Below are 24,754 nucleotides of genomic sequence, written 5' to 3' on the forward strand. Positions count from 1 at the left end.
AACACCCTTATACCGCTCCCGCCCGGAGCGACCGTATGAAGGTAGTACCGGACACCAGTGCGGTCGTCGACGGCCGCGTGTCCGAACGCGTCGCCGCCGGGAGCTACGAGTCGGTGACGGTGCTCGTTCCCGAGGCCGTCGTCGGCGAACTGGAGTCGCAGGCCAACGACGGCCTGGAGTCTGGATGGGACGGCCTGAGCGAACTCAAGCGGCTCGCCGACCTCGCCGACGAGGGGACAATCGAACTGCGATACGTGGGCGAGCGCGCGAGCGGCGACGCGCGATCGCACGCACACGAGGGCGACGTCGACGCGCTGATCCGCGATCTGGCGACGGACCACGAGGCCACGCTTCTGTCGAGCGACATCGTGCAGGCCGAGGTCGCCCGCGCGAAAGGCGTCGACGTCGAGTACGTCGAACCGGTCGCCCGAGGGGTCGTCGACGACCTCCCGATACAGGACTTCTTCACCGACGAGACGATGTCGGTCCACCTCAAGACCGATACCGTTCCGAAGGCCAAACGGGGGAACCTCGGCGAGATGCGGTACGTCGAGATCACGGAGGAGCCGACCGACGAGGCGCAGATGCGCGAGTGGGCGAACTCGATCGTCGATCTCGCGCGCCAGTCGAACGAGGGGTTCATCGAGCTCTCCGACGACGGGATGGACATCGTCCAGTTCCGCAACTACCGGATCGCGGTCGCGCGGCCGCCCTTCGCCGACGGGATCGAGATCACGGCCGTCAGGCCGATCGCGAAGACGACGCTCGACGACTACGAGTTCGCCGACGAACTCCGCGAACGGTTCCTCGAACGGAAGCGCGGCGTGCTCATCTCCGGATCGCCCGGCGCGGGGAAATCGACGTTCGCGCAGGCGGTCGCGGAGTTCCTGAACGACGCCGACTACGCCGTGAAGACGATGGAGAAGCCGCGCGACCTGCAAGTCGGTCCGGAGATCACCCAGTACGGCGCGCTCGGCGGCGACATGGCGAACACCGCCGATTCGCTGCTTCTGGTTCGACCCGACTACACCGTCTACGACGAGGTGCGAAAGACCGACGACTTCGAGGTGTTCTCCGACATGCGGATGGCCGGCGTCGGAATGGTGGGCGTCGTCCACGCCTCCCGCGCTATCGACGCGCTCCAGCGGCTCGTCGGCCGCGTCGAACTCGGGATGATCCCGCAGATCGTCGACACGGTCGTCTACATCGAGGCCGGGGAGATCCACACGGTCTACGACGTCGAGACCGAGGTGAAGGTGCCGGCGGGACTCACCGCCGAGGACCTCGCCCGGCCGGTCATTCAGGTGTCGAACTTCGAGACCGGTCGTCCCGAGTACGAGATCTACACGTTCAACCGACAGGTGGTCACGGTTCCCCTCGACGACGCGGACGGTGACGACGCGGAGTCCGGAGTCGGTCGGATCGCCAAACAGGAGATCGAACGGGAGATCCGGTCGGTCGCACACGGACACGTCGACGTCGAACTGAAGGGCAACGACAAAGCCATCGTGTACGTCACGGAGGGCGACATCGGCACCGTCATCGGCAAGGGCGGCGGACGCATCAGCGACATCGAGAACCGGCTCGGCATCGAGATCGACGTGCGGACGCACGCGGACAAGCCCGGTGGGGGTAGCGCTTCGGCCGGTGCCGGAACCAACGGAACTGGCGGCTCGGACGGGAGTGCCGGCGGACAGGTCGGCGAAGAGCGCGGCACCGTCGTCGAACCGGAGATCACCTCCCGGCACGTCGTCATCGACGTCGACGACGGCGTCGGCGAGACCGTCGAGGTTCGCGCGGACGGCGAGTACCTCTTCACGGCCACCGTCGGTCGCGGCGGCGAGGTTCAGGTGTCTCGCGGCTCTGCGATCGCGGAGGAGCTCGAAGACGCGATCGACCGAAAGCGCCGGGTAACGGTCGTCCCGGCGCGCTGACTCACACCGGGACCAGATTCTGCGGCCTCCGTCGTTCGGTTCACACGAAGTACCACGATCGTCGAATCGTATCCCTCCTGAAAGATAACGCTTTTTTGGTGGTGGAAGGAACCCACCTCCATGTCAGACGAGTTAAAGCGCGGGCTCGAAGGTGTCCTCGTCGCGGAGTCGGATCTGAGTTACGTCGACGGCGAGGTTGGCAAGCTCGTGTACCGCGGGCACGACATCGAAGACCTCGCGCGCGGCGCGAGCTACGAGGAGGTGTTGTACCTCCTCTGGTACGGCTCGTTGCCGACGCGGGAGGAGCTCGACGCGTTCGCCGCGGAACTCGCGACCGAACGGGACGTCGACGACGACGTGCTCGAAACGGTCCGCACGCTGGCCGACGCCGGCGAACGGCCGATGGCGGCGCTCCGGACCGCGACGTCGATGCTCTCCGCGTACGAGCCCGAGCCGGACGCAGACCCGGAGGACCTCGAGGCGACGCTCCGGCAGGGACGTCGGATCACGGCGAAGATCCCGACGGTGCTGGCCGCCTTCGAGCGCGCGCGGCAGGGCGACGACCCGATCGCGCCTGACCCCGACCTCTCGCACGCGGCGAACTTCCTCTACATGCTCACGGGGACCGAACCCGACGCCGTCAGCGCGGAGACGTTCGACATGGCTCTCACGCTCCACGCCGACCACGGGCTCAACGCCTCGACGTTCACCGCGATGGTGATCGGCTCGACGATGGCCGACATCTACTCCGGCGTCACCGGCGGTATCGGGGCGCTCTCCGGGTCGCTTCACGGGGGCGCGAACCAGGACGTCATGGAAGTGCTCTACGAGATCGACGCGTCCGCGAAAGACCCCGTCGAGTGGGTAAAAGACGCCCGCGAAGAGGGTCGGCGCATCCCCGGCTTCGGTCACCGCGTGTACGCGGTCAAGGACCCGCGAGCGAAGATCCTCGAAGAGAAACTGCGTGACCTCGCCGAGTCCTCGGGCGACACGAAGTGGCTCGACTACACCACCGCGATCGAGGAGTATCTCACCGATCAGGGGCTCTTAGAGAAGGGAATCGCGCCGAACGTCGACTTCTATTCGGGGTCGGTGTACGACTCGCTTGGCATTCCCGTCGACATGTACACGCCCATCTTCGCGATGAGCCGCGTCGGCGGCTGGATCGCACACGTCGTCGAGTATCAGGAGGACAACCGTCTCATCCGGCCGCGGGCGCGGTACACCGGTCCCGACGACACCTCGTTCGTTCCGATCGACGAGCGCTGATTCGGCCGGTCGGCCGCCGGTTCGGACGACCAGCCCGCCGCGTTCGCCTGCCGCGGTCGCCTCGTCAGCCGAAGTTCTCCACTTTCGCCGCGTCAGCGTCGCCGCCTGCGGCCTCGATCGCTGCGGTCGCGTCGTCGACGAGGTCGGCGAAGCCGTAGACGAAGAGGGTCTCGTCGGCCGATCCGGTCACCGCGTCGTCGAGCGCGTCGCGCAGGTCGGCGTCGGCGTCGAGGAGGTGGACGGTCACGCCGCGCGCCGTCAGCGCCTCGATCCGATCGGCGTGTGCCACGTCGGCGGCGCGGTAGAGTATCGCCGCCTCGCCGCCGTCGTCGAGCGCGCGTTCCGCGATGGCCACCGCCGGTCCGACGCCGGGGCCGCCGGCGACGACGACCGCCCGAGCCTCGCCGTCGTAGTGCTGGTCGCCGTACGGCCCGGAGAGCGTCATCTCGGTTCCGGCCTCCGCGTCCGCGAGGAACGCGGAGAAGTCGCCGCCGTCGTCGGGGTCGATGCCCACGGTGACCTCGAAGGTGTCGTCGACGGTCGGCGAGGAGAGCGTGTAGAAGCGGGCGACCGACTCCCCGTCGATCTCGGTGCCGAGCTTCACGAACTGTCCCGGCTCCGCGGTGAAGCCGTCCGGCGCGTGAAATCGGAGGGCGTACGTGTCGCGGCCGACCGTCTCGACCGAGCTGACCGTAGCTATCGTGTCCATGGCGTCGATCGGACCGGCGGACACAAACGTGTTCCCGTCGGCGTCGGTCCTGCCCCGGTCGACACACCGGAGTCGGGTCGTGTCCGTCTGACGTGAAAAATACGACGATCGTCGAAATGTACTGCGACAGAAAGGGTCGATCATGAGGGACATAGAACACAAACGCCCACTTATTTCTATATAATCCAACGTATATTTTTTAACTCGGCAATACTTACAGATAAAAACACGAACGTACAGATCTGTGTCGGTGGCTCCTTCCAGAAGTCTTTTGATGAGTCCGGTGAAACGTCCGACTATAGCATGGCTGCGGACTTCAACTGGGCCGTCGGCGGAGAGGCCGGTGACGGCATCGACTCGACCGGGAAGATTTTCGCGCAAGCGCTCTCTCGGGCGGGTCGGCACGTGTTCACGTCGAAGGACTTCGCGTCGCGTATCCGAGGGGGATACACCGCGTACAAGGTGCGGACGTCCGTCGACAAGGTACAGAGCGTCGTCGACCGTCTGGACGTGCTCATCGCGTTGACCCCGCGGACCATCGAGGAGAACCTCGACGAACTCCACGAGGGGTCGGTGATCATCTACGACGGCGAGCGAACGACGATGCAGAACGTCGAAATCCCCGACGAGATGATCGGGATCGACGTGCCGCTCAAACGGCTCGCAGAAGAGGCGGGCGGAGCGATCATGCGGAACGTCGTCGCGCTCGGTGCCGCCTGTGAAGTCGCCGAGTTCCCGATCGAGAACCTCGATTCGGCGCTCGAAAAGCGCTTCAAGGACAAAGGACAGAAGCTCGTCGACAACAACAAGGAGGCCGCCCGCGCGGGGCGGTCGTACGTCGCCGAGGAGTTCGACCACGAGTTCGACTACGACTTGGAGACGACGGACGAAGACTACGTTCTCCTCAACGGCGACGAGGCGATCGGGATGGGGGCCATCGCGGCCGGCTGCCGCTTCTACGCCGGCTATCCGATCACGCCCGCGACCGACGTGATGACGTACCTCACCGGTCGCATCGAGCGGTACGGCGGCCACGTCGTGCAGGCCGAAGACGAGCTGTCAGCGATCAACATGGCGCTCGGAGCCGCCCGCGGAGGCGCGCGATCGATGACCGCCACGTCCGGTCCCGGGATCGACCTGATGACGGAGACGTTCGGGCTCATCGCCACCTCGGAGACGCCGCTCGTCATCTGTAACGTGATGCGCTCCGGCCCCTCCACCGGGATGCCGACGAAACAGGAGCAGGGCGACTTGAATCAGATGCTGTACGGCGGCCACGGCGAGGTGCCGCGGTTCGTGCTCGCGCCCACGACGATCGCCGAGTGCTTCTGGAAGACCGTCGAGGCGTTCAACCTCGCCGAGAAGTACCAACTGCCGGTGTACATCACCGCGGACCTCTCGATGGCGGTCACGGAACAGACGTTCACGCCCGAGACGTTCGATATGGACGCAGTCGATATCGACCGCGGCTTCGTGGTCGACGAGTCCGCGATCGACGACCACATGAGCGAGTCGGGCGGCTTCCAGCCCCACGAGATTACCGAGGACGGCATCTCGCCGCGCGCGTTCCCCGGCACCGCGGACGGCGCGCACATGTCCACGGGCCTCGAACACGACGAGCAGGGCCGCCGGACGGAGGACACGGAGATGCGCGTCGAGCAGGTCGACAAGCGCAACCGGAAAGTCGAGACCGCCCGCGAGCGCGAGGACTGGAGTCCGCGCGAGTTCGGCGACGAGGACGCCGACACACTCGTGATAACGTGGGGATCGAACGAGGGCGCGCTCGCCGAGGCGATCGAGTTCCTCGACGACGAAGGGATCGATGTCCGGGTGCTTTCCGTTCCGTACATCTTCCCGCGGCCGGACCTGTCCGAGGACGTGGCGGCGGCGGAGAACGTCGTCGTCGTCGAGTGTAACGAGCAGGGACAGTTCGCCGACCTCGTGGAGCACGACGTGCTCGAACGGGTCGACCGGATAAACAAGTACAACGGCGTGCGGTTCAAGGCCGACGAACTCGCAGACGAAATCAAAGCCACCCTCGCGGCGGAGGTGGAGGCGTAACCAATGAGCTCAGACATTCGATTCACCGACTTCAAATCCGACAAGCAGCCGACGTGGTGCCCGGGGTGCGGCGACTTCGGCACGATGAACGGTATGATGAAGGCGCTCGCGGAGACGGGCAACGATCCCGACAACACCTTCGTCGTCGCCGGTATCGGCTGCTCCGGTAAGATCGGAACGTACATGCACAGCTACGCGCTTCACGGCGTTCACGGCCGGGCGCTTCCGGTGGGCACGGGCGTCAAGCTGGCCCGTCCCGACATCGAAGTGATGGTCGCCGGCGGCGACGGCGACGGCTACTCTATCGGCGCGGGCCACTTCGTCCACGCCGTCCGGCGTAACGTCGATATGACGTACGTCGTGATGGACAACCGCATCTACGGACTGACGAAGGGGCAGGCGTCGCCGACCTCCCGAGAGGACTTCGAGACGTCGACGAGCCCGGAGGGACCCAAACAGCCGCCGGTCAACCCGCACGCGCTGGCGCTGGCGTCGGGCGCGACGTTCATCGCGCAGTCGTTCTCCTCTGATGCGCTCCGCCATCAAGAGATCGTCCAGCAGGCGGTCGAACACGACGGGTTCGGCTTCGTGAACGTCTACTCGCCCTGTGTCACGTTCAACGACGTCGACACCTACGACTACTTCCGCGACTCGCTCGTCGACCTCAAGGAGACCGACCACGACCCGTCCTCCCGCGAGGACGCCAAGGACGTCATCTTGGACAGCGAACAGGAACACCAAGGCGTCATCTACCAAGACGAGGAGTCGGTGCCGTACCACGAGCAACACGGCGTCGACGAGGACATGTCCGTCATTCCCGACGGCGCGCCGGAGGGCGCGACGGACCTCGTCCGCGAGTTCTACTGAGCGGCCAGCGGTCGTCCGATCCGTTTTGTCGCCGGACGACACAGCTATTTATTCTCGACGCGAGCATCACGACGTATGGACGAGATCCGGGTTCTCCACGTGGACGACGAGCCCGACTTCGTCGATCTCACTGCGACTTTCCTCGAACGGATAGACGATCGATTCACAGTGAAGACGGCCACGTCTGTCGCGGCGGGACTCGACGCGCTCGCCGAGGAGGCGACCATCGACTGCGTGGTGTCCGATTACGACATGCCGGAACGGTCGGGTATCGAGTTCCTCCGTGCCGTCCGTGAGGACCGTCCGAACCTCCCGTTCGTGCTGTTCACGGGCAAAGGCTCCGAGACGGTGGCGAGCGAGGCGCTCCGGGTCGGCGCGACCGACTACCTCCAGAAGGAGCCGGGCACGGAGCAGTACGAACTGCTCGCGAACCGGGTTATGAACGCCGTGTCGCAGTTCCGCGGTCGGCGCGCAGAACAGCGGCTGGTCGAGGTCGCGGACAACACCGATCAGCTCATCTTCGTCTTCGACGCCGACTGGAGCGAGCTGCTGTTCGTGAGCGCCGCCTACGAGGATCTGTGGGAACGGCCGATATCCGGGTTGGAGGGCGATCCGACCGCGTTCCTCGACGGCGTCCATCCCGATGACCGCGGACGCGTGCGAGACGCGATGGACCGGCTCGCAGCCGGGGAGTCCGTCACACGGACGTTTCGCGTCACGCCGGACGAGAGCGCGCAGCGGTGGATCGAGATCCGCGGTGAACCGATCCGCGACGAGACGGGAGCGGTCGTTCGAGTCGCCGGCTTCGGCGTGGACGTGACCGACGCGAAGCGCCGGCGACAGCGCCAACAACGTCAACAAGAGACGCTGCTTCGGTTGGCCACGAACGAAGCGGTGGCCGAAGGCTCCTTCGAAACGGCGATCCGGACGATCACGGAGGCGACCGCTCAGGTGCTCGATGTCGACCGCGTCAACGTCTGGCTGACCGATCCCGAACCGGGCGATACCGTGACGAACGCCGCCGACGAAGGGGTTCTCCACTGCGTCGACGACTACGACCGTCGGGCCGACGAGCACGCCGCGGGAGCCCGGTTGCGGATCGACGAACATCCCACGTATCTAGATGCGCTCGAAACGAACCGCGCGGTCGCCGTCGACGACGCCGAGAGCGACCCGCGAACGGCCGAGTTGGCGGAGGGGTACCTCGCGGACCACGACGTCGGTGCGCTGCTCGACGGGACGCTCCGGTCCGGCGGCGACGTGATCGGGATGATCTGCCACGAGCACATCGGAGAGAGACGCGAGTGGACCGACGACGAGGTCGAGTTCGCGAGCGACGTGGCGGAGATCGTCCATCGCGCGGTCCGGAACCGTGAGCGCGCCGCGCGCGAACGCGACCTCGAACGGTACGAGACGATCGTCCAGTCGCTCGCGGATGCTGTGTACACGCTGGACGACGAGGGCCGGATCGACTTCGTCAACGAGGCGTACGCGGAGCTGAAGGGGGCGAGCCGCGAGGAACTGATCGGGAGACCGATACGCGATCTCGTCGACGAGGAAGTGATAGCGCAGACGACCGCGATGTACCAGTCGCTGGACCGACGCGATCAGGATGTCGGCCGGATCGAGTACGACTTCCGGACGATAGACGACGAGACGATACCGGCTGAACTCCGATTCACGTCGCTTCCGGGGGCAGAAGAGGGGGCCGCGCGCGTCGGGGTGATTCGCGATGTCAGCGATCGGAAAGAGTGGGAGCGCGAACTCGAACGGCAGAACGAGCGGCTCGACGCGTTCGCGAGCCTCGTCTCTCACGATCTGCGGAGTCCCCTCCGCGTGGCCGCCGGGAATCTCGATCTCGCGAGAGAGTCGTGTGAAAACCCGCGGCTCGGGGACGCCGCGAACGCGCTCGACCGCATGGAAGCGCTCATCGGCGATCTGCTCGCGGTCGCGCGCGAGGGGAAGCCGGTCGAGGACCGGGACGAGGTTCACCTCGGAGCCGTGGCTGAGGCGGCGTGGCGGACGGTCGAGACCGGGGACGCGACGCTCGAAGTCGAGACGGACGCGCGAGTCAACGCCGACGAGAGCCGCCTTCGACAGCTCTTCGAGAACCTCTTTCGGAACGCGATCGAGCACGGACGTGCCGAGAAGGCGGAGACCGACGGGTCGTCTCTGTCGATCACCGTCGGACCGCTGGCGGATCGGACGGGGTTTTTCATCGAAGACGACGGCGTCGGAATCCGTGCCGCCGAGCGAGACCGCGTGTTTGAGGGGGGCTACTCCACGGACTCCGACGGGACCGGCTTCGGTCTCACGATCGTGCGGGAAGTGGCCGAAGCACACGGCTGGTCGGTCGACGCGGTCGCCGGTGAGGCGGGCGGAGCGCGGTTCGAGGTCTCGGGCGCGACGGTCATCCGGAGCGAGTGAACGGCGGGGATTCCGACCTCTCCGTTCGGCCAAAATACGCCGGTAGCGAGGGTTCAGCGGTCGGTCACGACCGGTTTCAGCAAGCCTAATTACGTGGGTCCGTATTCACCGGTATATGGTTGACCGCTACGACGTCGTGATCGCAGGTGCCGGACCGGCGGGGGCACAGTGCGCCCGCGATCTGGCGACCCGCGGCTACGACGTCGTCGTCCTCGAAACGGAGCCGGAGGCCGAGTTCCCCCGCCAGAGCAACAAATCGACCGCCGGCACCTTCCCGTCGATGATGTCCGCGTTCGGCATCCCCGACGACGTGGTGATGTCGTACACCGACGACGTGGTGTTAGAGTCGCCGAACAGCTACTATGAGAGCTACCAGCCGGGCGCGGTGTTGGAGTTCGGGGAGTTCAAGCGGTTCCTCGTCGAGGACGGCCGCGAGAACGGTGCTGAGTATCGGTTCGACGCGCGCGTCTCTCGGCCGATTCTCGACGGTGAGGAGGTCATCGAGGGCGTCCGATACAACGGCGACGAAGCGGTGTACGGCGAGGTCGTGATCGACGCGACCGGTCCGGCAGCCCCCATCGCGAGCGCGCTCGACGTGGTCGATCTGGAGCGTGAAAACCAGGCGATCGGCATCGAATACGAGATGGAGGGCGTCGAGATGAACCACCCGGAGTACGCCGACCTGCGGCGCGCGATGATGCTCCGGCTCGACCACGACATCGCCCCGGGCGGATACTCGTGGATCTTCGCCACCGGGGAGGACACGGCGAAGGTCGGCATCTGTTACATCCAGAACGACCGCCACCGCGAGTTCGCCGACGAGGGGCAGACCGTCGACGGCTACTTAAACGAGTGGATAGAGCGAGATCCGCGGTTCGCCGACGCCGAACGCATCGACGGGAAGGTCCACCGCGGCTCCGCCCACATCCAGATGCCGGACGAGATGCACACCGACCGCTTCCTCGCAATCGGGGACACGGTCCCCTCCATCGACCCGCTGTGGGGCGAGGGGATCCATAAGGGGATGAAGTCGGCTCGCGCCGCCGCGGCCACCGTCGACCGGTGTCTCACCGACTCGGAGCGCCGCCTCGACGCGGAGAGCCTCGCGGTTTACGAGCGGCTCTGGCACCGCGACGTCGCGCCGCGGATGAAAGCACGGCTGATGCTCACGCGCCTTCTGTACCTCGCGCCGAACGAGCGGTACGACCGGTTTATGCGCGACCTCCGCGCGACCGACGAGAACACGCTTGAGAAGGCGAATCAGGGAGACACCGCCGCGATGGCGAAGCTTCTCCACCTCGACGACCTCCCGCTTTTGGCCACCTTCGCCCGCGAGCATTTCCTTTAACTCGGGCTCGGATCGCGCTCTTCGCGAGCGCTCTCCGGATCGTCGTCGGGGACGGGGGCGGCCTCGCGAACCGCCGCCAGTAGCGCCTCGTCGCTCGCGTCTCCGTCGACGGAGACGACCTGGTCGGCGGCCGCGAGAACGGGCGCGTTCGGTCCCGCATTCCCGCCGAACGCGACCGTCACGTCGACCGTGCTCGCGAGGGCGACCGCAGCCTCCAGCGCCTCGTCGTCCACCGGCTCGAACGGCGGAGCGGAGACGACTGTCGCGGCCGCGTCCGCGGCGACCGCGGCGGCCGCGTCACCCGCGGGAACGACGCCGACGGAGAGACTGTAGCCGGCGGCGGCGAGTCGGGCGATCGCCCGTGCCGCGTCGCGGCCGCTCCCGACGACGTGGATCCGACGGGCGTCGGATTGGACGGCTCCTCCGGAGGAGTGACCGGAATCAGACGCGTCTCGGCCGCTGGACGCGTCCCAGTCGTCGACCGCGGCGAACGCCGTCACCGCGGCCTCGCCGGTCGCGGGACTTCGGCCGACGAACGCCTCGGCGTCGAAGGCCGCGCGCAGCGTCTCCGCGGTCAGCACGTCGTCCGGTGGCCCGGCGGCGTGGACGCCGCCGTTCGCGACGACGACGAGTTCGTCGCAGAACCGGGCGGCCGCGTCGAGGTCGTGGATCGCCGCGAGCGCGCCGCGTCCGTCGTCGACGAGGTCGCGGACGAGTTCGAGTGTCTCGACGGCGTGGTTCACGTCGAGGCTCGCGGTGGGTTCATCGAGGAGCAGGGCGGGCGTCTCTTGAGCCAGCGCCCGCGCGAGGAGCACCCGCTGGCGTTCGCCGCCGGACACGGCGGTGATCGACCGGTCGGCGAACCGGGACACGCCGGCGGCGTCCATCGCCTCGCGAACCGCGCGCTCGTCGTCTGCTCCGTGGCCGTCGAACCGCCCGAGGTGCGGGGTCCGTCCCATCTCCACGACGTGTCGCACTCGGAAGTCGAACGCGAGGTTCGTCTCTTGGGGGACGCTCGCGACGCGGCGTCCGGTCTCGCGCGCGGAGAGGTCCGCGACCGACTCGCCGTCGAGCCTGACCGAACCGGCGTCCGGGGTGATCGTCCCCTTGATAGCCCGGAGGACCGTGGTCTTGCCGGCCCCGTTCGGGCCGACCAGTCCGACCAGATCGCCGCGGTCGACGCGGAGGTCGACGCCCGAGACGACGGAGACGTCACCGAAGGCGACGGCGAGGTCGTCGACGGCGACGAGTGGAGCGTCGCGGTCGGACGGCTCCGGGGCTTCGGGAGTCACAGCTCGTGCACCTCCCGGTTCACGAGCAGGTAGACGAAGAAGGGCGCGCCGACGGCGGCGGTGACGATGCCGACCGGAAGCTCCGTGCTCCCGGCGCGGGCCACGGTGTCTGCGGCGACGAGGAACGAGCCGCCGGCGAGCGCCGCAGTCGGGAGCAGGACGCGGTGGTCAGGGCCGACCACGAGCCGGAGCATGTGCGGGACGATCAGCCCGACGAAGCCGATCACGCCGGCGAAGGCGACCCCCGCGGCGGTGATGAGCGCGGAGGCACAGAGCAGGATTCGCTTCGTACGTTCGACGGCGACCCCGAGTCCGCGCGCCTCCTCTTCGCCGAGCAACAGGACGTTCAGGTCGCGCGCGTACGCGAGAAGCAGAACGAAAAGCGGCGGCACGACGACCGCGGTGACGGCCACGTCGCTCCACGCGGCGCCCGAGAGGTGACCCATGAGCCACGCGACGACGCGGCGGAGCGACTCGCCGGCCCGTAACTGGAGGTACGAGATCACCGCGCCGAGAAACGTCTGGACGGCGACGCCGGCGAGGAGGAGAGTCGCCACGGGCGTCCGACCGCGAGTGGTCGCGATCGCGTAGACGCCGAACGCGGCCGCGAGCGCGCCGACGAACGCGAAGAGGCTCACCCCGGTGCCGTCCGAGACGCCCACGTCGACCGCGCCCACGAGCGGGAGGGTGACGGTGGCGGAGACCGCGACGGGAAACACGATGAACGCGACCGCGCCGGCGGCCGCGCCCGAGGAGACGCCGATGATCGACGGGTCCGCCATCGGGTTGCGGAAGAACCCCTGCATGACGGTTCCGGCGGCCGCGAGCGCGAAGCCGACGAGCGCGGCCAAAAGGATCCGCGGGAGCCGCACCCCGACGACGATCTGGCGGTGGACGTCGTCGACGGGGAAGGCGAACGGCGAGCGGTAGGCGACGTCGACGCCCGGCAGCAACAGCGGTCCGCCGCCGAGCGACGTGAACTCGACGCCCACGGGGACGACGAGCACGTTCACGACCGCCTTCAGCACCTCCGTAGGCGGGATGGTGACCGGACCGATCGCGGCGCTCACCACCATCACGGCGACGAGCGTCGCCGCGAGCGCCGCGGACCACGCCATCGACCGCGTCCACGCGTGCATCTGTTCACCAAGGAGACTTGTGGTAGATAAGTACTTATTGGGTGCGCGCCGTCGTCGATCTGATGCGACTCACATCCGTCTTCGTCGCGGCGCTGCTCGTGACGAGCGCGATCGCCGGCGGCGTCACCGCCGCGACCGTGAACGCCCAGCCAGCGGTAACACACGTCGACCACGCCGCCGCTCACCCTGTCGCCTCTGCGGACCCCGTCACGTCCGGCGGTGTACAGTCGCAGGCGCAGGCCAGCCACGGCGGCGGGGCCTCCGACGCGTGTGAATTCCCGGTCGAACTGACGGACGCGACGGGGACGACGGTCACGCTCGACGAGCGACCCGAGCGGATCGTGACGGTAAACCCATCGGCCGCCCAGACGCTCTGGGAGATCGGCGCGCGCGACCGCGTCGTCGGCGTGACGCAGTTCGCGGCGTACCTCGACGGGGCCGGAGAGAAGACGGACGTCTCGGCCGAGGGACTCGGCGTCAGCGTCGAGAAGGTCGTGAACGCCGATCCCGACCTCGTGCTCGCCCCGAACGCCTCCGCCGATCAGGTTGCGGACCTCCGCGAGCAGGGGCTCACCGTCTATCACTTCCCCGCGGCGACGAGCGTCGACGACATCGCGGCGAAGACGACGACGACCGGCCGGCTGGTCGGCAACTGCGAGGCAGCGGCGGCGACCAACGAGGAGATGGCCGCGGCCGTCGCCGACGCGGAAGCGCGGACCGCGGACGTCGACCGGCCGAAAGCGCTGTACCCGCTCGGCGACGGGTTCGTCGCCGGCGGCGACACGTTCATCGACGAGATCATGCGCGTCGGCGGCGTCGACAACGTCGCCGCCGAGGAGGGCGACGGCTACCCGCAGCTGTCGAACGAGGTGATCCTCCAGACCGACCCCGAACTGATCATCGTCACCGATCCCGACGCGCCGCTCCTCGACGAGGAGCCGTACGCGAGCACGACCGCGGGCGTCGAGCGGAACTACGTCGTCTTGGACCGGAACTACCTCAACCAGCCCGCGCCGCGCAGCGTGATCGAGACGACGACGACGCTCTCGACTGCAATCGCGGACAGACAGGCACAAGCCGGCAGCGGTGACGGCGCGAGCGGGGCGGACGACGGGACCGGCGCTGCCGCACCCGGCTTCGGCGTCGTCGCCGCCGTACTCGCAACGCTCGCGGTCGCGGTGCGGGCGAGCCGACGCTGAAGATCGGAACTGACGCCGAGAGGCGGCGACCCGACCTACTGGTTCGCCGAGCGCGCGTCGAGCGCGACCGGGATCGATCGCGCCGCAACGTCGCCCGCGAACGCTTCGCCGTCGGCTTCCAGCCGGTCGAAGGTGTCGTAATGGATGGGAACGACCAGATCCGGATCGAGCTCCTCGGCGAGGTCGGCCGCGGCATGGCGGTCGGAGACGAGTCCGCCACCGGCGATGTTCGCGAGGAATATCGAAACGTCGAGCTCGGCGAACCCGTCGAGCGCGTCGGAGTCGCCGGGCCAGAACACGGTGCGACCGCCGACAGAGAGGAGGAAGCCGCAGCCGAGCCCCGGCGGGTGGACCACCGAGCCGTCCGGGCCGGCGTTCGGCCCCTCGGGGTCGTTGTGCGCCGGGACGGTCCAGCACGTAGCCACGCCGGCGGGAGTGTCGACATCAACCTGCGCCTCGTCGTCGACGCGGACCACGTCGTAGTCGGCCGCGAGCGATTCGATCGGCTCCACGTCGCGGTCGATACCGGCGGAATCGACGGCGTCGTAGATCACGACCGTCGCGTGGTCGGCGGCGACAGACCGGATCCCCGCGGGGTCGTAGTGGTGGTCGTGGGTGACGACGACGAGGTCGCCGTCGCGTGCCCAGTAGTCGTCCAAGACGCCGTATCGGCCGGGGTCGGTGTACGCGACAGGGCCGTCCGCGGGCTCCAGCCGCGCCGTCGCGTAGCCGAGCCACTCCACGGTGAACTCGTCGTATCGAACGGTCATGGGGGGAGTCCGATTCCCACCGCCTTGAGCGTGGCTATGGTCGATCGGGGCGATCGGCCGCGCTGTCGTCCCGGCCGGTCGTCCCGCCGTCCCGGCCGGCCGTCTCGTCGTCGATCACGGCCGTCGAATCGCCCGCCAGCCGCTCCACCCGTTCTAACGAGTCGGCGTCGGCCACATCTTTGTCCTCGCGGACGCCCACGAACCGCGGGAACCGGAGCGCGTAGCCGGACGAGTACGTCGGCGACGGCTGGATCTCTTCGTACCCGACCTCGACGACGAGCGCCGGGTCGAACGCGACCGTCGTCCCCTCCTCGCGGACGACGTGCGGTCTCAGACGCTCCGTGAGGTCGGCGAGCTCCTCGTCGGTGACGCCCGTAGCGACTTTTCCCACGGTCGCGTAGCCGGCGAGAGGGGCCGCGTCGCCGGCGGTGGTGTCGGCGTCTCCGGACTCGACGACTCCAGAGTCGAGACCCCCGGAACCGCCCGATTCGTCACGAACCCCGAGCAGGAACGTCCCGAACAGCTCCGCGCGACGGCCCTCGCCCCACTCCGCGCCCACGACGACCGCGTCGAGCGTCTCCACGTCGGGCTTGCGCTTCAGCCAGTCGCGCCCGCGGTCACCGGGCGTGTACGCCGACGCGGGGTTCTTCAGCATGACGCCCTCGTGGCCCGCCTCCAGTGCGGTGCGCTCCGCCGCCGCAATCGCCTCGACGTCGGTCGCGACCGACCGGTCTACGGCCGCGTCGGGGAGGACGTCGACGAGCCGCTCGTGGCGGACACGGCGGGGGCCGTCTACGAGATCGGTGCCGTCGGCGTGGAGACAGTCGAACGCGTGCAGCCGGAGCCGGACCTCCTCGCGCATCCGATCCACGTCGTGTTTCCGCCGGAAGCGTCGGAGTACCTCCTGAAACGGACGGGGGTCGCCGTCGTCGTCGACCGCGACCACCTCGCCGTCGAGGATGACCGGGGCGTCGACCCGCGCTTCGACGTACTCCGCAATTTCCGGGAGCGCGTCCGTCACGTCGTCCATGTTGCGCGAGTAGATCCGCGGGCCGAGGCCGGCGGGGTCGGGGTCCGTGGAGTCGCCCGCCGCGTCTGCAGGCGAGCCGGAGTCGCTCGCCGCGTCGGCGTCGGGCGCGTAGTGTATCTGCACCCTCGCGCCGTCGAACTTCGTCTCGACGGCGACCTCGCCGAACGACTCGAGCGCGTCGGTGGCGGTCCCCGCCTGCGCGAGCATCGCCTGCACCGGGCGGCCGACCGCAAGGTGCTCCTCGCGGAGCCCCGTGACCCCCTCCTCGCGCGCGAGCCTGGCGACGCGTCCGTAGTCGTTCGTCACCTGCAGCGCGCGCTCGACGGCCGCGACCGCTTCGGTGTCGGCTTGGAGTGCCGGTTCGTCGGCGTCTCCATCGTCGCTCTCTGCGTCACCGTCAGCGCTCTCTGCGTCGTCATCGACCGTGAGAAACGCCTCCGCGACCGCGTCGCGGACGGTTCCCTCGCCGACGCCGAGCCGCATCTCTCCGAGCACAAGCCGGGAGAGCAGCTTCGCCTCGGCCGGGCCGCAGCGGTTGAACAGCCCGAACAGCGCGTCGCGCTTGCGCGACTCGCTGCCGTCGCCAGCCGCGGCCGCGAGCGAGCGAAGCTCCGCGTCGACCGCGCGGACAGTGAGCGCATCGCGACCGGCGGTTCCGGGCTCGCTTCCCCCGCCGAACGTGGCGAGCCCGCGCTGTCCGCCGACGTCGAGGCCGGCGGCGACCGCGCCGATCTCGCCTTCGGCCGCGAGTCGGTCCTCGACATCCGCGGCGGTGACGTTGGGGCCGGCGGCCTTCGCGAGCGCCTCACGACACAGCGTCGGCCCCACGTCCAACGTCTGCGTGTCGTGCGCCGGGAAGACGCGACCGAGCAGGAACCGGGTGACCGTCGGGAGGTCGTCGGAGCTATCGGCGATGTCGCCGTCAGCGCCGGCCGTGTCGCCGTCAGATCCGGTGTCCTCGCCCGCGGCGGCGAGCAGGTCGGCGACCGCGAGGGTGGTCTCGATGTCGCCCGGCTCGTCGGCCAGCCGCTCCGCCCGCTCCGCGAACGCGGCGAACTCCATGTGCCGACTCGGCTATCGGCGGGCAAAAACGCGCCGATACGTCGGACGCCGGCGCGTGGTGACCGCTCGCACGCCGCCGATCGGCCGTTGCCCTTTTTAGGTGGGCGGTCCGTCGACCGTCGCATGAGCACCGAGTCCGCCCTCGCCGACGGCGTCCGCGAGGCGCTCGCGGTCGACCCCGACGAGTTCGCCGCCCGGGCCGAGGAGGAGGCGGAGATCGTCAAACAGGAACTCCGAGACGGCTCGTTCGACAACCATCAGTCGATCGTCGGATTCGAGTACGAGTTCTACGCGGTCGCCGACGGCCGGTGGAGCGAGGAGTCCCGCGCCGGCGACTACGCGTTGATGCGCGTCCCGCGCCGGATGCTGGAACTCATGGGATTCGAGAAGGAGCTCGGCTTGCATAACGCCGAGATGTCGACGAGCCCGCAACCGCTCTCGGACCACGGGCTGATGGCACAGCTCGCGGAGGTCCGCGCGCGGCTAGAGGCCGCGGAGAACACTGCGGGCGTCGAGGGGATGCGGCTCGTCTCAGACGGGATCTGGACCATCCCGCCGGCGGGCGAGACGGCCGCGGGATATATCACTGACAGCGTCGACGTCGACGGGGTGACCGTCGCCGTCAACATGAGCGACTCGGTCCGGTACCATGCGATGGCCAACACCGAAGGCGCGGGCGCGACGGACGTGTCCGTCGACGCGCCGGGCGTGTCGCTGTCGGCGGACACCGTGATGCCGGAAAGTCTCATCACCTCGATCCAGCCGCACTTTCAGGTCGCGCAGGCGACGACGCTGCCGCGGCACTTCCGGTACGCCCTCCGGATCGCCGGGCCGCTTCTCGCGCTCGGCGTCAACTCGCCGTTTTTCCCGCCGGAGCTGTACGACGACGACTGGGACGGCGAGCGCGTGCTCGCGGAGGGTGCGACCGAAAACCGGGTCCACGTGTTCGAGTCCGTGCTCAACGCTCGGACCGACGCGGACAAGGTCCGGTTCCCGCGGGAGTTCCACGACGTGGAGACCGCGGTCGACCGGATCGCCGGCGACGAGACGCTCATCCCGATGCCGGAGTCCGACGGGACGGACCGGTTCGACGACGCGTTCGCGACGTTCCGGACGAAACACGGGAGCTACTGGCGGTGGGTCCGCCCCGTCTTCGAGGGGGCGAGCCGTTCCGCCGCGAACGCCCGCATCGAGTTCCGGCCGATCCCCGGCCAGCCGACGGTCCGCGACTCGATCGCGTTTCAGGGCGCGTTCGCCGGGCTGATGCAGGCGCTCCCGCAGCGCGAGCACCCCGCGATCGGATTGGAGTGGGAGACCGCTCGCGACAACTTCTACGCCGCGGTTGCGGACGGGCTCGACGCCGACATCGAGTGGATCGGCCCCGACGGCGAGCGAACGACGGACACAGACGCGCTGTTCGCCGACATCCTCGACCACGCGGAGGCCGGGCTCCGGACCGCGGGCTGTGCGGACGACGAGGCGGCCGCGTGGATCGCGCCGCTGCGGTGGCGCGTCGCGAACCGCACCACGCCGGCGAGCTGGAAGCGCGACCGCGTCCGCGAACGGCTAGAGGACGGCGACGACTTCGAGACCGCCCTCTCCGACACCCAGCGGGAGTACATCGACAACCAGTCCGAGACGCTCATCGACGGCGGGTTCTCCGCGTGGATCGACGACGAGTGAGCGGGAATGAGCGGCGACCGACCGGAAATGAGCGGCGACCGAGCGAGCACGGAGAGCGGCGCGTCCGCAGGCGTCACTGACGGTGGCCGCCCTAGTCGTCGAACACGTCGAAGGTGGACTCCTCGTCCGCCTCACGCATCAGCCGTTCCGCGCCGTCGTGTTCGCTGAGCGCACCGTCCTCCATCGACTCGTGGACTGACTCGATCACGTCCGGCGTCACCTTCTCCGTCACCTCGAAGGTCGTCACGGGACTGACGACGCCCCACAGCGCCCCGGCGGAGTGGGCGAGGAAGGCGACGGGCGTCAAGAGGAGGTACAGCGGCCACGTAAGCGGATGTTTGTCGTACGCGGCCGCGCCGACGAGCGTGTAGACGAACAGGATGCAGAAAAGCGCCAGCGACGCGGTCCGATACCACTCCATACCGGGGGCGGTGCCCGGGAAGACGAGCGACGCGAGCACGAGAAGCGGCACCAGCGGCGAGAACGCCCACGCGATTATCCGCGTGTAGTACAGCGGCCGGTACGCGAGCGGGAGCAGGTCCCCGTCGGCGCGCGTACCCGAGATCCACCGTCGGCGCTGTTTCGTCATCGCGCGCAGCGACGGCGGGGCCTGATTGCGGAACCGCACGTCGAGCACAGCGAAGGAGACGCCGACCTCGTCTGCGGCCCGCCAGATAAAATTCGTGTCCTCCGTGATCGTCGCCACGTCCCACGTGATCTCCTGTTCGAGCGACCACCGGACCGCCACGCCGCCGCCCCACGCGTACAGCGGATATCGCAGCCGGTGGAACGCGAACTGCTCGTACTGGTAGCCGACCCGGAACACCTCGCTGAGGTACGCGATCCGCGATCCGGTGTACAGCGGCTTCTCCGTGAACTGGACCACGTCGGCGTCGGGAAGCCCCTCGAAGCCGGCCATGATCGTGTCCTCGTCGAGGTAGAGGACGTACTCGCGGTCACAGGGAACGTGTCGACGGGCCCACTCGACGGCTCTCCCCTTGTTCGTCGCGTCGCACTCGAAGGCGTCGGGGACGACGTGGACCTCCGCGCCGTCGACGTCGATGTCCGCCTCGGCGATCACCCGGACGTCGTCGAGCCCGTCTGGAACGGCGTTCACCGTCGCCTGCACCACGGCGTCGGCGTCGATGGTCAGTATGCGCACCTGTATGTCGTCGTACTCCCACTCCACCTCTTCGGGGTCGACGCGGCCGTCGCGCGCGAGCACGATCGCCTCGACGATCCACCAGAGTGCCGAGGCACCATACAACACGAGGGCGATCCACAGCGCCGCGACGACGACGGCGAGCGCCGGGTTGGCGGCGGCGAACTCTATCACTACCGGTCTTCTCCGTCGGCACCCATATCAACGTGTTGAAATTTCCCGATCGGACGCGTCGTGGCTCGTCGCGGACGCGCCCGCTCAGTCCGCGACCGCCTCGGAATCGGCGGTCGCGGCCGCGGGGTCTTTCACCCACAGGTCGTCGAACAGCTCGTCCTGCTGGAGCCGCACGGTTCCACGGTGCGCCATGAACAGCAGCGCGAGATACGTCATGAACGGACGCCCCCCGGCCGTTGCGATCTCCGCGAACAGCACCTCCGTGCGGCCGCGGTCGAAGTGGGTGCGAAGGGCGTTGTCGATTTCCACGATGACCTCCTCTATGTCCTCGTCGTGGGTTCGCTCCGTCGCCTCGCCCGCGGTCGGTTCCCCGTCTCTGCGGAACTCGTCACCGGCGTGGTAATCGAGCGTCTGCGTGCCGCGGGCGTAGCCGCTCGGCGACTCGCTCGTGTCGTACTCGCGGGACTGCTTCCACCACGAACCGCGCTCGGCCTCCCGAAGCTCCCGGACCAGTTCGTCGAGCGTCTCCGGCGAGCCGCGGGTGCTCTTCCGGTCGAGCCGGCGGTCCATCTCCGCCTCCAGTTCATCGACGGGATCGAAGTCGCCGTCGGCGGGGTCCGGCGCGCCGCCCTCCATCGCGCGCTCCCACGGCTCCGGCTCCGGCTCGGCGTCCTCGCCGTCGTCGTCGGACAGCATCCCGTCGCTTTTCATTCGCAGGAGGACGCTGGCGTAAAACAGCGCCCGACCCGTGGTTCGGAGGTCCGTCTCGTCGAGCCGGTCCAAGAACGCGTCCGTCACCTGCACGATGTCGATGTCCCACGGTTCGATCTCTCCTTCCTCTGCGAGTGAGACGAGCAGTTCGACGGGCTCGACCTCCTCGTCGTCCGCCTCCGTAGCGCCGCCGTCGCCCGGCGAGTTCGAGCGGTCGTCTTCATCGCCGCCGAACGCGGGGCCGGCGCGAGCGCGGCCACCGTCGCGTTCGCTCGTCAGGTCGAGGTCGGGAACGCCGCCGCTCGCCCCGGCGTCGGCCGAGCCGTCGTCAGTCATCCGCGGTCACCTCCTCGTCGCCGTCGCCGAACTGCATCCCCGTCACAGCAGAGAGATTGTCGCCCTGCATGGTGACGCCGATGGCGCGGTCGGAGCGCTCCAAGAGCGCGGAGCGGTGGCCGACGACGACGAACTGCGCGTCCGCGGCCAGTTCCTCTATCATCTCGCCGACGCGCTCTGCGTTGACCGCGTCGAGGAACGCATCGATCTCGTCGAGCGCGTAGAAGGGTGCGGGGTTGTGCCGCTGGATAGCGAAAATAAAGGAGAGAGCGGTCAGCGACTTCTCGCCGCCGCTCATCGCGTCGAGCCGCTGGACCGGCTTGTCCGCCGGCTGCGCTTTCATCGTCAGTCCCTCCTCGAACGGGTCCGCCGGGTTCTCCAAGAGGAGTTCGCCGCTGCCCGCCGACAGACGCGCGAAGATGTCCTCGAAGTGGTCGTTTATCGACTCGAACGTCTCCATGAACGTCCGCTTTTTTTCCGCCTCGTACCCCTCGATGCGCTCTTCGATCCCGTCCCGCTCCTCTGCGAGCACGTCGCGACGCTCCTGGAGCCGATCGAGCGCCTCCTCGACCTCGTCGTACTCGTCTATCGCGAGCATGTTCACTGGCTCTAACGCCTCCATCTCCGACTCCAGCTCCTCGATCCGCGACTCGACCGCGTCGAGGTTGGGTATCTCTTCGGGGTCGTACGCGCCCACCTGTGACTCCAGCTCGTCGATCTCCCACTCCAGCCGGTCGCGGCGGTCGGTGAGGTTCTCCAGCGTCGACTCCGCGTCCGCGACGCGGGACTGCTGTTCGTCGCGCTCGCGGGTCGCCTCCGTGATCGCCTCGCGAAGCTCCTCGCGCTCCGATTTCAGTTCGGTCAGTTCCTCTTCGAGGTCCGCGATCGCCTCGCGTTTCTCTTCGAGGACGATCTCCTTCTCTTCGATGGCCGCCTCGTGTTCGGCGACTGCCTCCTCCGCGTCCGCCTTCCGGTTCTGTGCCTCCTCGACCGTGTCGTGGAGGTCAGAGAGCGCGTCCTCGGTGTACCCCTTCTCTAACTCCAGCTCGTTCTGTCGGCCGTCGAGAGAGCCCATCCGGTCTTCGAGGTCGTCGATATCGGCGCGGATCTCGTCCGCTCGCTCGGAGAGCTCCGGGATCTTCGAGTCGGCGAGCTCGGCTTCGATCTCCGCGATCGAAGACTCCACCTCGCGGATCTCGGCGTCGAGGTCGTCGATCTCGCTGTCGAGATCGCTCATCTGCTCGTCGACAGACTCGCGTTCCGCCTCCAACTCGTCGATTTCCGTCTCCAACTCGCCGATCCGCGCTTTCGCCTTCGCGAGTTCGTCCTCGGCGCGATCCACGTCGGCTTCGAGCGACCGGACGCGCTCCGCGGCGTCCGCCTTCCGGTCGCGGGCGTCGTCGATGTCGCTTTCCAGCTCGTCGATATCGGTCTGCAGCGACTGTCGCTCGTCTTCTAACTCGGATATCTCCGCCGCGAGCCGTTCGAGCTTGCCGCCGCCGGACTTGGTAAACGAGTAGCGGGAGCCGCCGCCGGAGCCGCCGGTCATCGCGCCGGACTTCTCGACTAAGTCGCCGTCGAGGGTAACCATCCGGTAGTCGCCCATCAGCTCGCGGGCGGTCGCCATGTCCTCGACGACGAGCGTCGAACCGAGCACGTACGAGAAGATCGACTCGTAGGCGGCGTCGTACTCGACGAGGTTTCGCGCGAAGTCGACCACGCCCGGCTGTGAGGGTTTCCGCGGGAGTCCCCGATTGTCCATCTTCGTGATCGGGAGGAACGTCGCGCGGCCGGCATTGCGCCGCTTGAGGTAGTCGATACACGTCGATCCGACGCCGTCGTCGTCGACGACGACGTTCGCGAGCCGCCCGCCGGCGGCCGTCTCGCAGGCCTCGGCGTACTCCGCGTCGACGGAACCGAGTTCGCCGACCGCGCCGTGAACGCCGTCGATACCGCCGTTTTTCACCTCGGTCACCGCGCGGGGCCACGAGGCGTCACCGCGCTCGTCCGCGGCCGCCTCCAGTTTCGCGTACTCGTTCTGCTTCTCGCGGAGGTCCGCCTCGATCTCCTCCAGCCGTTCGCTGACCTCGGCCTTCTCGGCGAACAGGTCCGCGACCCCGTCTTCTATCGTCGACTGGTTCTTTTGTGCCTTATCGAGTTCGCTGTGCAGCTCCGAGATGCGCGCTTTCCGCTCCGGGATCGACTCGCGGGCCTCCTCTAACTCCTCGCGCGTCTCGCTCACCGCGTTCGAGCGCCGGCGGGCCTCGTCAAGGAGCCGATCCTTCTCGCGTTGCAGCTCGTTTTTCTCCTCGCGCAGCGACTCGACGCGCTCTTTTTTCTCGGACAGCTCGGATTTTAGCTCGTCGAACTCGGTGTCTGCGCCCTCGATTTCGGCCTCCACGTCCGCCAGCTCTGAGCGCTTCGTCGCGATCTCCGATTTGACCGACGCCTTCTCGACTTTCACCTCGCGGATCTCGGCGTCGAGGTCGTCTATCGTCTCCTCTTTTCGGTCGATCTGGACGAACGCGTCGCGACGCTCGGTCTCCGCGTCGGCCGCGCGCTCTTCTGCCGTCTCGATTTTGTCTTCGAGCCGCGAGATCTCGCCTTTGATCTCCTCTATCTCCGAGCGGATCTCGATCTGTTCGTCCTCGCCTTTCGTCTCGATCTCGTGGTTGAGATCCGCGAGATCCCCCTCCAGCCGCGTGAGCCTCCCCTGTTTCGCGTCGAGTTCGTCTCTGCGGTCGTCGAGTTCGGCGTCGGCGTCGTCGATGTCGCTCTCGACGTCCGCGAGCGTCTCGCGTTTCTCCTCTAACTCGGAGGCCTTGAGGAAGCCGCGGTACTCCTCTAACTCCTCGCGGTACTCCTGATACTGGAGGGCGGTCTCGCGCTCGTCTTCGAGCTGGTCGAGCCGATCCTGTTTCTCGCCGATCCGGAGGTCAGCCTCGCCGATCCGGTCTTCGACCGTGTCGAGTTCCTCGTAGGCGGCCGCCTTTTTTTCGTCGAACTCGGCGACGCCCGCGATCTCGTCGATTATCCCCCGCCGCTGGTAGGGGGTCATGTTGATGATCTCGGTCACGTCTCCCTGCATCACGACGTTGTACCCCTCCGGCGTGACGCCCGCGGCCGCGAGCAGATCTTGGACGTCGGAGAGGTTCACCGACCGGCCGTTGAGGTAGTAGTACGAGTAGTAGTTGTCCTCCGTCTCCTTGACGCGACGTTTGATCGTGATCTCGGAGACGTCGCCGACATTCTCCGTGCCCGCCGCGGAAACCACCTGCGAGCGATCCAGCGTCCCGTCCTCGTTCGAGAGCACCACCGTCACCGAGGCCTCGCTCGGCCCGTCGGCCTCCTCGTCGCCGTCGTGGCCGGGGTTGTAGATGAGGTCGGTGAGCTTCTGGGCTCTGATCCCGCGGGTGCGCGCCAATCCGAGCGCGAAGAGGACGCCGTCGATGATGTTCGACTTGCCGGAGCCGTTCGGCCCCGTGACGACGGTGAAGTCGTCATAAAAGGGGATCCTCGTCGTCCGCCCGAAGCTCTTGAACCCGTCCAAAACGACTTCAGTGATGTGCATGTGTCGCGGT

General features: G+C 67.9%; 16 protein-coding genes. 8 read left to right on the top strand and 8 right to left on the bottom strand.

What is annotated here, in order from left to right:
- Positions 1-35 precede the first annotated feature (35 nt).
- A complete protein-coding gene (locus EP28_RS11790; RefSeq protein WP_049984205.1) occupies positions 36-1,934 on the top strand; it encodes a PINc/VapC family ATPase in 1,899 nt (632 codons plus the stop codon).
- A gap of 120 nt (positions 1,935-2,054) precedes the next feature.
- A complete protein-coding gene (gene citZ, locus EP28_RS11795) occupies positions 2,055-3,203 on the top strand; it encodes a citrate synthase (RefSeq protein WP_049984206.1) in 1,149 nt (382 codons plus the stop codon).
- Between the two features lie 64 nt (positions 3,204-3,267).
- Here the strand turns inward: citZ and EP28_RS11800 are convergent, their stop codons facing one another.
- Positions 3,268-3,912, bottom strand: a complete 645-nt coding sequence (locus EP28_RS11800; RefSeq protein WP_049984207.1) for a ferredoxin--NADP reductase — start codon at positions 3,910-3,912, stop codon at positions 3,268-3,270.
- 303 nt (positions 3,913-4,215) lie between these two features.
- Between EP28_RS11800 and EP28_RS11805 the strand changes: the two genes are divergently transcribed.
- The 4 genes from EP28_RS11805 (at position 4,216) to EP28_RS11820 (ending at position 10,615) form a co-directional block, all read left to right on the top strand.
- Positions 4,216-5,973, top strand: coding sequence for a 2-oxoacid:acceptor oxidoreductase subunit alpha (locus tag EP28_RS11805; protein ID WP_049984208.1), 1,758 nt, complete (start codon positions 4,216-4,218; stop codon positions 5,971-5,973).
- A 3-nt stretch (positions 5,974-5,976) separates the two neighbouring features.
- Positions 5,977-6,840, top strand: coding sequence for a 2-oxoacid:ferredoxin oxidoreductase subunit beta (locus tag EP28_RS11810; RefSeq protein ID WP_049984209.1), 864 nt, complete (start codon positions 5,977-5,979; stop codon positions 6,838-6,840).
- Positions 6,841-6,915: 75 nt separating this feature from the next.
- The gene (locus EP28_RS13885) at positions 6,916-9,267 is read left to right on the top strand and encodes a PAS domain S-box protein (RefSeq protein ID WP_080506147.1); all 2,352 of its coding nucleotides are present in this window, start codon (positions 6,916-6,918) and stop codon (positions 9,265-9,267) included.
- A 115-nt stretch (positions 9,268-9,382) separates the two neighbouring features.
- Positions 9,383-10,615 (top strand): digeranylgeranylglycerophospholipid reductase, encoded by a 1,233-nt coding sequence (locus EP28_RS11820; RefSeq protein ID WP_049984210.1) that lies wholly within the window; start codon positions 9,383-9,385, stop codon positions 10,613-10,615.
- Here the strand turns inward: EP28_RS11820 and EP28_RS11825 are convergent.
- Both EP28_RS11825 and btuC read right to left on the bottom strand, forming a co-directional pair.
- The gene (locus EP28_RS11825) at positions 10,612-11,907 is read right to left on the bottom strand and encodes an ATP-binding cassette domain-containing protein (RefSeq protein ID WP_049984211.1); all 1,296 of its coding nucleotides are present in this window, start codon (positions 11,905-11,907) and stop codon (positions 10,612-10,614) included. The genes EP28_RS11820 and EP28_RS11825 overlap by 4 nt on opposite strands.
- Positions 11,904-13,046: a vitamin B12 ABC transporter permease BtuC gene (btuC, locus tag EP28_RS11830; RefSeq protein ID WP_049984212.1), complete on the bottom strand. Its 1,143-nt coding sequence runs from the start codon at positions 13,044-13,046 to the stop codon at positions 11,904-11,906. The genes EP28_RS11825 and btuC overlap by 4 nt, the downstream gene beginning before the upstream one ends.
- 62 nt (positions 13,047-13,108) lie before the next feature.
- Between btuC and EP28_RS11835 the strand changes: the two genes are divergently transcribed.
- Positions 13,109-14,245 carry a PGF-CTERM-anchored ABC transporter substrate-binding protein gene (locus EP28_RS11835; protein WP_049984526.1) on the top strand — a complete coding sequence of 379 codons (1,137 nt, stop codon included), beginning with the start codon at positions 13,109-13,111 and terminating at the stop codon, positions 14,243-14,245.
- Positions 14,246-14,280: 35 nt separating this feature from the next.
- On the opposite strand, the gene EP28_RS11840 is transcribed toward EP28_RS11835, so the two are convergent.
- On the bottom strand, positions 14,281-15,015 hold the full coding sequence (locus EP28_RS11840; protein ID WP_049984213.1) for an MBL fold metallo-hydrolase: 735 nt from the start codon (positions 15,013-15,015) through the stop codon (positions 14,281-14,283).
- Positions 15,016-15,049: 34 nt separating this feature from the next.
- The gene (locus tag EP28_RS11845; protein ID WP_080506148.1) at positions 15,050-17,107 is read right to left on the bottom strand and encodes an ATP-dependent DNA ligase; all 2,058 of its coding nucleotides are present in this window, start codon (positions 17,105-17,107) and stop codon (positions 15,050-15,052) included.
- 123 nt (positions 17,108-17,230) lie between these two features.
- Here EP28_RS11845 and EP28_RS11850 point away from each other — a divergent pair, with 123 nt between their 5' ends.
- Positions 17,231-18,790 carry a glutamate-cysteine ligase family protein gene (locus EP28_RS11850; protein WP_049984214.1) on the top strand — a complete coding sequence of 520 codons (1,560 nt, stop codon included), beginning with the start codon at positions 17,231-17,233 and terminating at the stop codon, positions 18,788-18,790.
- 91 nt (positions 18,791-18,881) lie between these two features.
- On the opposite strand, the gene EP28_RS11855 is transcribed toward EP28_RS11850, so the two are convergent.
- From EP28_RS11855 to smc, 3 genes are all read right to left on the bottom strand, one after another.
- Positions 18,882-20,126 (bottom strand): glycosyltransferase family 2 protein, encoded by a 1,245-nt coding sequence (locus EP28_RS11855; RefSeq protein ID WP_049984215.1) that lies wholly within the window; start codon positions 20,124-20,126, stop codon positions 18,882-18,884.
- A gap of 84 nt (positions 20,127-20,210) precedes the next feature.
- Positions 20,211-21,173, bottom strand: a complete 963-nt coding sequence (locus EP28_RS11860; RefSeq protein WP_049984216.1) for a segregation and condensation protein A — start codon at positions 21,171-21,173, stop codon at positions 20,211-20,213.
- On the bottom strand, positions 21,166-24,744 hold the full coding sequence (gene smc / locus EP28_RS11865; protein ID WP_049984217.1) for a chromosome segregation protein SMC: 3,579 nt from the start codon (positions 24,742-24,744) through the stop codon (positions 21,166-21,168). Before smc ends, EP28_RS11860 begins: the two co-directional genes overlap by 8 nt.
- Positions 24,745-24,754: the final 10 nt, after the last annotated feature.

The organism is Halorubrum sp. BV1, from assembly GCF_000746205.1.
In the GTDB taxonomy this organism is placed as follows: domain Archaea; phylum Halobacteriota; class Halobacteria; order Halobacteriales; family Haloferacaceae; genus Halorubrum.